This is a genomic window from Streptomyces sp. NPDC001920 (assembly GCF_053594495.1).
Genome location: NZ_JBSFEP010000024.1, coordinates 19,917 through 31,867 on the forward strand (window position 1 = coordinate 19,917; position 11,951 = coordinate 31,867).

11 protein-coding genes are annotated in these 11,951 nt (G+C 72.5%); 6 read left to right on the top strand and 5 right to left on the bottom strand.

The features are described from left to right. Positions 1 to 42: 42 nt before the first annotated feature. Complete coding sequence (locus ACWCPI_RS32705; protein WP_451041573.1) at positions 43 to 684, bottom strand: HdeD family acid-resistance protein; 642 nt, start codon at positions 682 to 684, stop codon at positions 43 to 45. 114 nt (positions 685 to 798) lie between these two features. On the opposite strand from ACWCPI_RS32705, the gene ACWCPI_RS32710 reads away from it, so the two are divergent. Next, complete coding sequence (locus ACWCPI_RS32710) at positions 799 to 1,557, top strand: enoyl-CoA hydratase/isomerase family protein (protein WP_451041574.1); 759 nt, start codon at positions 799 to 801, stop codon at positions 1,555 to 1,557. On the opposite strand, the gene ACWCPI_RS32715 is transcribed toward ACWCPI_RS32710, so the two are convergent. Together ACWCPI_RS32715 and ACWCPI_RS32720 are read right to left on the bottom strand one after the other, a co-directional pair. Then, on the bottom strand, positions 1,544 to 2,179 hold the full coding sequence (locus tag ACWCPI_RS32715) for a DJ-1/PfpI family protein (RefSeq protein ID WP_451041575.1): 636 nt from the start codon (positions 2,177 to 2,179) through the stop codon (positions 1,544 to 1,546). The genes ACWCPI_RS32710 and ACWCPI_RS32715 overlap by 14 nt on opposite strands. A gap of 25 nt (positions 2,180 to 2,204) precedes the next feature. Then, positions 2,205 to 3,164, bottom strand: a complete 960-nt coding sequence (locus ACWCPI_RS32720) for a GlxA family transcriptional regulator (RefSeq protein WP_451041576.1) — start codon at positions 3,162 to 3,164, stop codon at positions 2,205 to 2,207. 113 nt (positions 3,165 to 3,277) lie between these two features. Between ACWCPI_RS32720 and ACWCPI_RS32725 the strand changes: the two genes are divergently transcribed. The 5 genes from ACWCPI_RS32725 to ACWCPI_RS32745 all read left to right on the top strand — a co-directional run bounded on the left by ACWCPI_RS32725 (position 3,278) and on the right by ACWCPI_RS32745 (position 9,004). Beyond that, a complete protein-coding gene (locus ACWCPI_RS32725) occupies positions 3,278 to 4,147 on the top strand; it encodes an SCO6745 family protein (protein ID WP_451041577.1) in 870 nt (289 codons plus the stop codon). Positions 4,148 to 4,460: 313 nt separating this feature from the next. Further along, positions 4,461 to 4,592, top strand: a complete 132-nt coding sequence (locus ACWCPI_RS32730) for an LPFR motif small protein (RefSeq protein ID WP_252100478.1) — start codon at positions 4,461 to 4,463, stop codon at positions 4,590 to 4,592. Positions 4,593 to 4,695: 103 nt separating this feature from the next. Beyond that, a complete protein-coding gene (locus tag ACWCPI_RS32735) occupies positions 4,696 to 7,068 on the top strand; it encodes a Tex family protein (RefSeq protein ID WP_451041578.1) in 2,373 nt (790 codons plus the stop codon). A gap of 71 nt (positions 7,069 to 7,139) precedes the next feature. Next, a complete protein-coding gene (locus tag ACWCPI_RS32740; protein WP_451041579.1) occupies positions 7,140 to 7,694 on the top strand; it encodes a putative glycolipid-binding domain-containing protein in 555 nt (184 codons plus the stop codon). A 113-nt stretch (positions 7,695 to 7,807) separates the two neighbouring features. Continuing rightward, on the top strand, positions 7,808 to 9,004 hold the full coding sequence (locus tag ACWCPI_RS32745) for a serine hydrolase domain-containing protein (RefSeq protein ID WP_451041580.1): 1,197 nt from the start codon (positions 7,808 to 7,810) through the stop codon (positions 9,002 to 9,004). Positions 9,005 to 9,014: 10 nt separating this feature from the next. Here ACWCPI_RS32745 and ACWCPI_RS32750 read toward each other — a convergent pair whose 3' ends face one another. Together ACWCPI_RS32750 and ACWCPI_RS32755 are read right to left on the bottom strand one after the other, a co-directional pair. Further along, positions 9,015 to 10,655, bottom strand: coding sequence for an ABC-F family ATP-binding cassette domain-containing protein (locus tag ACWCPI_RS32750; protein ID WP_451041581.1), 1,641 nt, complete (start codon positions 10,653 to 10,655; stop codon positions 9,015 to 9,017). Positions 10,656 to 10,864: 209 nt separating this feature from the next. Beyond that, entirely contained in the window at positions 10,865 to 11,887 is a 1,023-nt protein-coding gene (locus ACWCPI_RS32755) for an oxidoreductase (RefSeq protein WP_451041582.1), read from the bottom strand. Positions 11,888 to 11,951: the final 64 nt, after the last annotated feature.

Below are 11,951 nucleotides of genomic sequence, written 5' to 3' on the forward strand. Positions count from 1 at the left end.
GATGTGGGACCGCTCCTGTCCCGCTCCTGCCGACTTGGCGAACTATTCGGGTTGTACGGGTTTGACAGGCTCTGCGTCAGGAGCCGGCCGCGCCTCGGCCTCGTCCGCGAGGCGTTCGGAGACCATGCCGACGATACGGCGTCCGCCGAAGCCGGTGGCGATCAGACCGAGCCCGTCGAAGAGCAGCACGAGCGAGAAGAGCACGCCGATGACGTACCGGCTGCTCGGCCACGTGCTGAGCACCAGGATGCCCAGCAGCAGGTCGAAGGCACCCTGGACCAGGGTCCAGCCGAACTGCGGGCCGCGCACCACCAGGGCGCCCACCAGCCTGAACAGCCCTCCGGTGAGGAACAGCAGGGCGGCGAACATGGCCAGCGCCTCGGCCGCCGCCTCCGGCCGGCGGATCACCACGACGCCCGCCGCGATGTTCAGCGCCGCCACGACCACGCCCAGCCAGAAGAAGTTGCTCCCGCGCGCCTGGACCGCGTGCAGCAGCCCCACGACACCCCCGATCAGCAGCAGCCAGCCGAACAGGATCATCGAGGTCAGGGTGGCGAAACCGGTGTAGACGAGGCCCACGAGACCGGCGATGACCAGCAGGACGCCGAGCGCGCCCAGCCAGCTGAAGCCCCGCTGCATCTTCGCCGCCTCGCCCGTGGGCCTGGTGGACCTGGACCTGGCCATCGCGCCTCCTCGATCGGCCCCCTTCCTCTGAGTCCCCTTTGCGCCGTGCGTCGTAACGAGACTGTTCGACCCTTCCTGATCGGCCGTTCGACGCGGCCGGATAACATCCGGGCCATGGAGCCCCAGCTGCTGCACGGCGTCGCCGACTCGGTCGCCACCGTCGTCATCCACCACCCGGCCAAGCGCAACGCGATGACGGCCGCGATGTGGCGGGCGCTGCCCCCGCTGCTGGACACGCTGGCCACCGACCCTGCCGTACGGGCGCTGGTGGTGACCGGTGAGGGCGGGACCTTCTGCGCGGGCGCCGACATCTCCACGCTCCAGGGGTCGCCCCAGGAGGCGCAGGGGCTCGCCGTGGCCGCTGAGGAGGCGCTGGCCGCCTTCCCCAAGCCGACCCTGGCGGCGATCAAGGGGCACTGCGTGGGAGGCGGGTCGCAGCTCGCGGCGGCGTGCGATCTGCGGTTCGCCGGGGAGGGGGCGCTGTTCGGGGTGACACCGGCGAAGCTCGGGATCGTGTATCCGGCGTCCTCCACCCGGCGGTTGGTGTCGCTGGTGGGCCCCGCGACCGCCAAGTACCTGCTCTTCTCCGGCGAGTTGATCGACGCGGAACGGGCGCTGCGCACCGGTCTGGTGGACGAGGTGCTGCCGGAGGGCGAACTGGACAAGCGGGTCGCGGAGTTCGCCCGGATCCTGGTGTCGCGCTCGCAGCTGACGCAGGCCGCGGCGAAGGAGTTCGCCAACGGGCGCACCGATCGCGACGACCACTGGGCGGGGCAGGCACGGGCGAGCGGCGACACCGCGGAGGGTGTCGCCGCCTTCCTGGAACGCAGGCAGCCGCGCTTCACCTGGACCACGGGCGCTACATCAGGCTGAAGCGGCTGTTCGTGCGGAACTCCTCGACGAGGTGGGCCGGGGCCTTGTGCGGGGAGCCCGCGTCGTAGGGCGGCTGCGGGTCGTACTCGGTCAACAACTGCACGGCCTGGGCGTGTTCGTCACCGGCGATCTTCCCTACCAGTGCCAGACCCATGTCGATGCCGGAGGAGACCCCGGCCGCGGTGACGTACTTGCCGTCGGACACGACCCTGTCGCCGGTGGGCTCGGCGCCGTACTGCGGCAGGAAGTCCAGGGTGAGCCAGTGGGAGGTGGCGCGGCGGCCCCTCAGGAGGCCCGCGGCGCCCAGGAGCAGCGAGCCGCTGCACACGGACGTCGTCCAGGTGCTCGTGGCGTCGGCGGTCCTGAGCCACTCCAGGAAGACCTCGTTCTCGATCTCGGCGAAGGTTCCCGGGCCGCCCGGCACCACCACGACATCGGGGTGCGGCACATCGGCCGGTGTCCTGTCCGCCGTGAGAGCGAGGAACCCGGTGTCGGCGCGCACGGGGCCGGCCTGCGCGGCGACGAAGTGGACAGTCGCGTCCGGGATGCGGCTGAGGGCCTCGTAGGGCCCCACGACATCGAGGGCGGTGAAGCGGTCGTAGAGGACCATCGCGATCTGCATGGGCGGCTTCCCTTTCGGCGGGGGCTCACTGGGCGGTTGCGGGGCGGAACCGGCGGCGGTACTCGACCGGGGGCGTCCCGAGGTTCTTGACGAAGGCGCGTCGCATGGCCTCGGGGGTGCCGTAGCCGCTGGCGCGGGAGATCTCCTCGACGCCGTCGCCGGTGTCCTCCAGCAGGCGCCGGGCGTGTTCGAGGCGGACGCGGTCGACGTACCGGCCGGGCGTCATGCCGGTCTCGGCCCGGAAGGCGCGGGCGAAGTGGCGCGGGGAGAGGCTCGCGCGGGCGGCGAGCGCCTCCACGGTGAGGTCGGCGTCGGGTTGCTCGGTGATCCAGCGCTGGACTTCCCTCAGGGGTTCGCGCTGGGCGGTCTGGGCGGCGAGCTGGGCGCTGAACTGTGCCTGGTTGCCGGGGCGGCGCAGGAACACGACCAGGTGGCGGGCGATGCCGAGGGCCACGTCCCGGCCCAGGTCCTCCTCGACCAGGGCGAGGGCGAGGTCGATGCCCGAGGTCACACCGGCGGAGGTGGCGACATGTCCGTCGCGCACATAGATCGGTTCCGGGTCGACCTCGACGGCCGGGTGGTCGCGGGCGAGCTTGTCGCAGTACGCCCAGTGGGTCGTGGCCCGGCGACCGTCCAGCAGCCCGGCCGCGGCCAGCAGGATCGCGCCGGTGCACACGGAGACCAGGCGCTCCGCGCGGGGGCCGTGCTCGCGCAGCCAGTCGGCCAGGGCGGGTCGAGGGCTGCGCGTGCCCGCACCGCCCGGGACGACGAGAGTGTGCGGTTCGGGGACGTCGGCGAGCGCGTGGTCCGGTACGACGGTCAGGCCGCTGGAGGTGCGGACGGGACCGCCGTCCAGGGAGGCGGTCCGGACGCTGTAGGTGCCCGGCATGTGCTGCTCGGCCCCCATGAACACTTCCAGGGGCCCGGTGACATCGAGGCTCTGCACATCGTCGAAGAGCACGAAGAGAACGGTCCGCTGCGCCATGGCACCGATTCTTCGCGGCTCCCCGGACGGCCGCAATGACGGGTGACCCACCTTTCCTGCCATGCCCCGCGGGCCCTCCCGTCACGTACCAAGCGGTTGGTAACCTCCGGCTCATGACTTCTGCAGCCCTTGAGCCCCGAGCCGGTCGCCGCTGCCACAACGCCCTCAACACCCTGCACGCGACCTCCTACTTCGCCCCCGAGCTGGGCAAGGAAGCGGCCGCACTCGGCATCACGCACCCCCGGGCCGTCAACTTCGCGGTGCGCGCCGCAGCGCTGGGGCCGGTCGGCGCGGGCGCGGTGACGGCCGCGTTCTACAACTACAAGCACGAGCTGGTGGCCCGGCATGTCCCCGCGGTCTGGGCGATCGCCTCGCCGCAGGACGTACTGGCGGCACGCGCGCGTGCCGTCGACGCCTCGCTGCGGCGCCTGCTCGGTGCGGACGCGCTCAGCTCACCGGAGATGGCTCAGGCCGCACGGCTCGCGCTGCGGGCCGCCGAGGCCTGCTCCCGCAGCGCCCGGCCGCTGTACTCGGCCCACGCCGACCTGCCGGTCCCCGAGGAGCCGCACCTTGCGTACTTCCACGCGGCCACACTGCTGCGCGAGCACCGGGGCGACGGGCACCTCGCCGTGCTGGTGTCGGCGGGACTCGACGGGCTGGAAGCCGTGGTCACCCACACCGCGACCGGCAAGGGCATGACGCCGAAGTGGGTGTACACCACGCGCGGCTGGACCCAGGAGGACTGGGACGCGGCGTCCGGAAGGCTGCGCACCCGCGGGCTCCTGGACGAGGGGGGCGAGCTGACACCGGAGGGCGTCGCCCTGCGCGAGGAGATCGAGGCCGAGACGGACCGGCTGGACCGGGCACCGTACGAGCACCTCGGTGCGGAGGGAGTCGCGCGGCTCACGGAACTCGGTGCCGGCTTCGCGCGTGCGGCGGCGGTGGCGGGGGCCTTTCCGGCGGACCTGATCGGCAAGGGCTGAGCGTCGGCGCTGGCGCCTGGGTGCAGGCGCGGGGGCTCGTGGACGCCGGCGACGGGCCTCGGCGACGGGCCCCGGATGCCGGGCAGAAGCCCATGGGCGCCGGCGACGGGCCCCGGATGCCGGGCAGAAGCCCATGGAATCGGCGGATGGCGCCCGGATGCCAGGCGCGGGCCGGCGCCGGGGCGAGCCGGGGTCGGGCGCGGCCCAGTTGGCCGAAAAAGAACCGGTGACCGCCTTCCCGCATGGCCGGCGTGCACTGCGGTACCCGGTCCTCAGCCGGCCGTCGTGGCCGGGGAGAGGAAAGGTGAATCACGTGTTCCGTGCAATCGCAGACGTGTTGCGCCAGATCGGCGGCGCCATCGCGACCGTGGTGACACTGCCGTTCCGGGCGCTGGCCCGGCTGTTCGGCGGTGCCTCCAGCAGTACGCGCAGCCGCAGGGCCTGATTCCGTCCCGCCGCGACCGGCCGGGGGGCCGCCCTGATCCCCGGTTGTCGGTGTCACCTGCCACAATTGCCGCGCAACCTCAGTGAGAAGGCGGGACGGGATCGTGACGACACCCCTCGTAGGGTCCATCGAAGGCAGGATCGCCGCGGAGCTCGGCGTACGGGAGCGGCAGGTGAAGGCTGCCGTGGAGCTGCTGGACGGCGGTTCGACGGTGCCTTTCATCGCCCGCTACCGCAAGGAAGCGACCGAGATGCTCGACGACGCGCAGCTGCGCACGATCGAGGAGCGGCTGCGCTACCTGCGGGAGCTGGAGGAGCGGCGGACGGCCATCCTCGACTCGGTGCGCGAGCAGGGCAAGCTGACCGAGGAGCTGGAAGCACAGATCCGCGGGGCCGAGACCAAGGCGCGGCTGGAGGACATCTACCTCCCGTACAAGCCCAAGCGCAGGACCAAGGCGCAGATCGCGCGGGAAGCCGGGCTGGAGCCCCTCGCCGAGGGGCTCCTCGGCGACCCGACCGTCGAGCCGCTGGCGGCCGCCGCCGCGTTCGTCGACGCCGACAAGGGGGTCGCCGATCCGCAGGCCGCCCTGGAGGGCGCGCGGGCGATCCTCACGGAGCGCTTCTCGGAGGACGCCGACCTGATCGGCGAGCTGCGTGAGCGCATGTGGGTGCGCGGACGGCTGTCGGCCAAGGTGCGCGAGGGCAAGGAGGAGGCGGGCGCGAAGTTCGCCGACTACTTCGACTTCGCCGAGCCCTTCACCGAGCTGCCCTCGCACCGGATCCTGGCGATGCTGCGCGGCGAGAAGGAGGAGGTCCTCGACCTCGTCCTGGAGCCGGAGGAGGCCACGGACGGCCCGTCGTCGTACGAGGGGATCGTCGCCTCGAAGTTCGGGATCGCCGACCGCGGCCGCCCCGGTGACAAGTGGCTCACGGACACGGTCCGCTGGGCCTGGCGGACCCGGATCCTGGTGCACCTCGGCATCGACCTGCGGCTGCGTCTGCGCACGGCCGCCGAGGACGAGGCCGTGGGGGTGTTCGCGGCCAACCTCCGGGACCTGCTGCTCGCCGCCCCGGCCGGCACGCGCGCGACGCTGGGCCTGGACCCCGGATTCCGTACGGGTGTGAAGGTCGCGGTGGTCGACGCGACCGGCAAGGTCGTCGCGACGGACGTCATCTACCCGCACGTCCCGGCCAACAAGTGGGACGAGGCGATCGCGAAGCTGGCCCGGCTGGCGAAGGAGCACGCGGTCGAGCTGGTAGCGATCGGCAACGGCACGGCCTCTCGCGAGACCGACAAGCTCGCCGGTGAACTCATCACCAGGCACCCGGAGTTGAAGCTCACCAAGGTGATGGTGTCCGAGGCCGGCGCCTCGGTGTACTCGGCGTCCGCGTTCGCCTCGCAGGAGCTTCCCGACATGGACGTGTCGCTGCGCGGCGCGGTCTCCATCGCCCGCCGGCTCCAGGACCCGCTCGCCGAGCTGGTGAAGATCGACCCCAAGTCGATCGGTGTGGGCCAGTACCAGCACGACCTGTCCGAGGTGAAGCTGTCGCGCTCGCTGGACGCGGTGGTCGAGGACTGCGTCAACGGTGTGGGCGTGGACGTCAACACGGCCTCGGCGCCGCTGCTCGCCCGGGTCTCCGGCATCACCTCGGGGCTGGCCGAGAACATCGTGGCGCACCGGGACGCGAACGGTCCCTTCAAGTCCCGTACGCAGCTGAAGAACGTGGCACGGCTGGGCCCGAAGGCGTACGAGCAGTGCGCGGGCTTCCTGCGCATCCGCGGCGGCGACGACCCGCTGGACGCCTCCAGCGTGCACCCCGAGGCGTACCCGGTGGTCAGGCGCATGGTGAAGACCTCCGGCCAGGAGGTGGCCGCGCTGATCGGCAACACGGGCGTGCTGCGCTCGCTGAAGCCGGACGACTTCGTGGACGAGACCTTCGGTCTGCCGACCGTGACGGACATCCTCAAGGAACTGGAGAAGCCCGGGCGCGACCCGCGGCCGGCCTTCAAGACGGCCACCTTCAAGGAGGGCGTCGAGAAGATCTCCGACCTGGCGTCCGGGATGGTCCTGGAGGGCGTGGTGACGAACGTGGCCGCCTTCGGGGCGTTCGTGGACGTCGGTGTCCACCAGGACGGGCTGGTGCATGTCTCCGCGATGTCGAAGACCTTCGTCAAGGACCCGCGGGACGTGGTGAAGCCCGGTGACATCGTCAAGGTGAAGGTCCTCGACGTCGACATCCCGCGCAAGCGGATCTCCCTGACGCTGCGCCTCGACGACGAGGCGGCTCCGCAGGGGCAGCAGGGCGGCGGCGGTGAGCGCCGGCAGCGGGGCGGACGGCCGCCGCGGGGGGGGGGGGGGGGGGGGGGGGGGGGTGGGGGGGGCGGCTCCCGCCAGGCGCCGCCTCCCGCCAACAGCGCGATGGCCGACGCGTTGCGTCGCGCGGGACTGCTCAACCCCGACAAGGGCAGGCGCTGAGCCGATACTCGGGCCCGGCCCCTCCGGTGCGACATGGAGGGTCCGGGCCGTTTCGCCCGTAAGGTGGCGGGATGCCGACAACGCGTGTCATCACCTGGGAAGTGACGGGGAGCAAAGGGGTCGAGACCGCCTGGGTCGAGTTCGGCGGGGGTTTCCTCAAAGGCCGCGGCCGGGCCGTGGGGACGGTGCCGGAGCCCTACTGGATCTCGTACGAACTCGACACCGCCGACGGTTTCGTGACACGTCGGCTGCGGGTCACCGCCGAGTCGGCGGGAGGTGTCCGCACGCTCGATCTGCGGCACGACGGAGCCGGCCGATGGACGGCGAACGGTGCGCACCTGCCCGAGGTCGACGGTGCCCTCGACTGCGACCTCGGCCGGTGTCCGCTCACCAACACGATGCCGGTGCTGCGCCGCGGCCTGCACGGGGCGCCCGGGGAGGCCTCGTTCCTGATGGCGTGGGTGTCCGTGCCGGACCTCGCCGTGCTGCCGTCGCGGCAGACGTACACACGGCTGGAACAGGGCAGCATCCGCTTCGTCTCCGGTGACTTCCGCAGCGACATCACGTTCGACGACGACGGGTTCGTCGTCGACTACCCGGGGCTGGCGACCCGGCTCGGCGACTGAGCCCTTCCGGTCGTCCCGCTCGGCCAGGTGGAGCAGTACGGAAGGCCGTCCGCGCGGCGGCGGGCCAGGCTTGGATCCGCCGCTCGCGTGTCCGCCGTCGCTCAGGAGAGCCGATGCCGTTCCCCGTGTCACCACGCCGCCGACGCCCGCTCGGAACCCGTGCGGGCGCCGCCTCGCTCGTCGCCGCCTGTCTGGTCCTGCTGTTCCCGACCGCCGCCGGCGCCGTCCCACCGCCCGGACCGCACCCCCACGACTCACTCCGCCACCAGCTGCAGGAGCTGGTGCGCTTCCCGGGCGGTCCGCCCGGTGTCATCGCCGTCCTGAGTGACGGCAGGGGCACCCGGGTCGTCCGGGCGGGTGTCGCCGACCTGGCCACAGGGCGCAGACCCGAGGCCGACGACCACATGCGCATCGCCAGTGCGGCCAAGGCGTTCAGCGGCGCCGTGGCACTGTCCCTCGTCGACCGCCGTGAACTGAGCCTCGACGACACCCTGCGCGAGCGGCTGCCACGGCTGCCGCGGGCCTGGGGTGCCGTGACGCTGCGCCAACTGCTGAACCACACCAGCGGTCTGCCCGACTTCGCGCAGGCCCCGGCGTTCCAGCGGACCCTCCAGGCCGACCCCCGGCGCCGCTTCGACTCCCGCCGGCTGCTCGACTACGTCGCCGACCAGCCGCTGCTGTTCCGGCCCGGCAGCCGGTACCACTACTCCAACTCCGACAACATCGCCGTCGCCCTGATGGCGGAGGCGGCGACCGGCGTGCGGTACGAGCGCCTGCTGCACCGGCTGGTCTACCGCCCCCTGGGCCTGCGCAACACCAGCCTGCCGCAGGGCTTCCGGATGCCGAGGCCCTATCTGCACGGCTACGACGTGAGCCCGCCCGAGCCGCCGGAGGACGTCAGCGAGGTGCTCAGCATGTCCGCGGTGTGGGCTTCGGGCGGCATCGTGTCCACACCCGCCGACATGACCCGGTTCATCCGTGGCTACGCCGGGGGACGGCTGTACGGCCCGCACGTCGTACGGGAGCAGCGGCGCTGGATCCCCGGCGCCGCGTCCGAGCCCCCGGGGCCGGGGCGCAACGACGCCGGGCTCGCCATCTTCCGGTACACCACCCGGTGCGGGGTGGTGCTGGGGCACACCGGCAACACCCTCGGCTACACCCAGCTGATCGCCGCCACGCCGGACGGGCGCCGGTCGCTGACCTTCTCCGCCACCACCCAGATCAACGAGGCCATGAAGCCCGCCCTGCTGCGGAGACTGCGCGCCGTGCAGGAGAACTTCGTCTGCGCGCTGCTGCGAAGCGGGCGCTGACGGCCCGTACCTAGCGTTCCGTCACCTTGCCGTCGGCGACCTCCAGGCGGCGGGTGACGTGGACGGCGTCGAGCATGCGGCGGTCGTGGGTGACCAGCAGCAACGTGCCCTCGTAGGCGTCCAGGGCCGACTCCAGCTGCTCGATGGCCGGCAGGTCGAGGTGGTTGGTGGGCTCGTCCAGGACCAGGAGGTTGACGCCCCTGCCCTGGAGGAGGGCGAGGGCGGCGCGGGTGCGTTCACCGGGCGACAGGGTGGCCGCCGATCGCAGGACGTGGTCCGTCTTCAGGCCGAACTTGGCCAGGAGGGTTCTGACTTCGACGGGCTCCGTGTCCGGGACGGCGGCGCAGAAGGCGTCGAGCAGGGACTCCTCGCCGTGGAAGAGCCCCCGGGCCTGGTCGACCTCGCCGACCAGCACGCCCGAGCCGAGCGACGCCTGGCCCGCGGTGAGCTCGACGCGGCCGAGCAGAGCGGCCAGCAGTGTGGACTTGCCCGCGCCGTTGGCGCCGGTGACGGCCACCCGGTCCGCCCAGTCGATCTGGAGGCACACCGGGCCGAGGGTGAAGTCGCCGCGTCGCACCTCGGCGTCCCGCAGGGTCGCGACCACCGCGCCCGAGCGGGGCGCCGACGCGATCTCCATATGCAGCTCCCACTCCTTGCGGGGCTCCTCGACGACCTCCAGGCGTTCGATCATGCGCTGGGTCTGGCGGGCCTTCGCGGCCTGCTTCTCACTGGCCTCGCTGCGGAACTTGCGGCCGATCTTGTCGTTGTCGTTGCCCGCCCTGCGCCGGGCGTTCTTGACGCCCTTGTCCATCCAGGCGCGCTGCATCTGCGCCCGGTCCTGGAGGGCGGCCCTCTTGTCGGCGTACTCCTCGAAGTCGTCGCGGGCGTGCCTGCGGGCCACCTCCCGCTCCTCCAGGTAGGCCTCGTAGCCGCCCCCGTAGAGGTTGATCTGCCGCTGGGCGAGGTCGAGTTCGAGGACCTTGGTGACGGTGCGGCTGAGGAACTCGCGGTCGTGGCTGACGACCACGGTGCCGGCACGCAGGCCGGTGACGAAGCGTTCCAGGCGCTCCAGGCCGTCGAGGTCCAGATCGTTCGTCGGCTCGTCGAGCAGGAAGACGTCGTACCGGGACAGGAGCAGGGAGGCGAGGCCCGCGCGCGCCGCCTGGCCGCCCGACAGGGAGGTCATCGGCTGGTCGAGGTCGACGGCGAGGCCCAGGGAGTCGGCGACCTCCTCGGCACGCTCGTCCAGGTCCGCTCCGCCGAGGTCCAGCCAGCGCTCCAGGCTGGTCGCGTACGCGTCGTCCGCACCCGGCGCCCCATCGACGAGGGCCTGCGTCGCTTCGTCCATCACCCGCTGCGCCTCGGTGACGCCGGTGCGGCGGGCCAGGAACCCCCGCACGGTCTCGCCGGGCCGTCGCTCCGGTTCCTGCGGCAGGTGACCGACGGTCGCGGTCGGCGGAGAGAGCCGCAGCTCGCCCTCCTCCGGTGCGGTCAGCCCGGCGAGCATCCTGAGGAGCGTGGACTTGCCCGCGCCGTTGGCCCCGACCAGGCCGATCACATCACCGGGCGCGACGACGAGATCGAGCCCGCCGAACAGGGAGCGGTCGCCGTGGCCGGCGGCGAGGTTCTTGACGACGAGGGTGGCGGTCACAGAGGGCGATCCTAGTGGCCGCGCCGCCTTGGCCGCGTCGGGGTTCCGGGGCGCGGGCCCCGTGGCAGGGCGCTCGGCGCCCCCTGAGGGGCACGGGGAACCGCGCCACCCGGCCCCAACGAACCCGCCCGGAACCCCGCCACCAGCGGCGGCGAACCCGCGGGCGACCGACGGCACGGCGCCGCGCCCGCCCTGGTCGCGACCCCCTTTTAGGGGGCCACCGCCTCGACCAGCACGCTCCCCGACGTCCGGGCCACCACGAACGCCTCCCCCTTCACGGTCCTGGCGTCCAGCGCGATGCGGTGGCGGCCCGGTTCCAGGATGCCGTCGAAGACCTCGTGGGTGTGGGTGCGGTACAGGCGGTCGAGGCGGTACGCGGTGAGCCGGACCCGGCAGGGCGAGGTGACCTCGACGCCCGCCTCGCCGTCGGCGGCCACCAGGCGGGTCAGACGGCGCTGCTCCACCGGACTGCTGTCCAGGGCGTGTTCGATCTGGGCGACGAGCAGCGGCACTATCGGCGCCAGGCCGTCGACGTACGCCACGTCGACGCCGGCGTCCGCGAAGGCGCGGCGTACGGCGGCGCGCTGCTCGTCGCCGACCGCGCGGCCGAAGGCGACGGCGCCGTAGGCCCGCAGCTCGTCGGCGGGGACTCCGCCCAGGTCATGGGTGATGTCGGCGCCGATACCGATGGTGCGCAGGGCGGCGGCCAGTTTGGCGAGGAGCGCGACGCGGGCCCCGATGAGGAGCACGCGGCGGCGCGGCGGCCCACAGTCGCGGTCGAGGAGGGAGCCGAGCGCGGCGCGGTACTGGGCGCCGTGGAAGCGGAAGGGTCCGATGCCGTGGTAGCCGTTGAGCACCAGGTCGGCTCGTTCGTCGGTCTGCCAGGCGAAGTCCCGCCAGATGTAGTCGTCACCCTGCTTGTCGATGACGGCGGTGACGGCGCCGCAGGCGAGGTCCTCGCAGTCCGGGCAGCCGTAGATCACGTACCGGCCGCCGGGCAGCGGTGCCTCGGCCTCCAGGAGCAGGCTGCGTACCTGGGCGGTGAAGATGGCGGGCGGGACGTCGGAGGCGAGCGGGGAGACGGCGTCGAGGTCGGAGAGCTGGAACAGCAGCGGGCGTCCGTCGACGATGAAGTCCACGAAGTCCCGGTGCACCTGGTAGTCACCGTTGGCGAGGACGCCACCGGCACGCATCGCCGGTGCCAGGCCGAAGGTCGCGTACTCGGCAGACATGGTGTGAGTATCCCCAGGACGGGACCGATATGAGCGCGGCATGACATATTCCGCTACATCGGGC

What these genes read in the sequence shown, in the direction of transcription:
- ACWCPI_RS32740 (WP_451041579.1), top strand. Translation starts at nt 7,140, where the DNA reads ATGCCGACAACGCGTGTCATCACCTGGGAAGTGACGGGGAGCAAAGGG.
- ACWCPI_RS32725 (WP_451041577.1), top strand. Translation starts at nt 3,278, where the DNA reads ATGACTTCTGCAGCCCTTGAGCCCCGAGCCGGTCGCCGCTGCCACAAC.
- ACWCPI_RS32705 (WP_451041573.1), bottom strand. Translation starts at nt 684, where the DNA reads ATGGCCAGGTCCAGGTCCACCAGGCCCACGGGCGAGGCGGCGAAGATG.
- ACWCPI_RS32710 (WP_451041574.1), top strand. Translation starts at nt 799, where the DNA reads ATGGAGCCCCAGCTGCTGCACGGCGTCGCCGACTCGGTCGCCACCGTC.
- ACWCPI_RS32755 (WP_451041582.1), bottom strand. Translation starts at nt 11,887, where the DNA reads ATGTCTGCCGAGTACGCGACCTTCGGCCTGGCACCGGCGATGCGTGCC.
- ACWCPI_RS32745 (WP_451041580.1), top strand. Translation starts at nt 7,808, where the DNA reads ATGCCGTTCCCCGTGTCACCACGCCGCCGACGCCCGCTCGGAACCCGT.
- ACWCPI_RS32715 (WP_451041575.1), bottom strand. Translation starts at nt 2,179, where the DNA reads ATGCAGATCGCGATGGTCCTCTACGACCGCTTCACCGCCCTCGATGTC.
- ACWCPI_RS32720 (WP_451041576.1), bottom strand. Translation starts at nt 3,164, where the DNA reads ATGGCGCAGCGGACCGTTCTCTTCGTGCTCTTCGACGATGTGCAGAGC.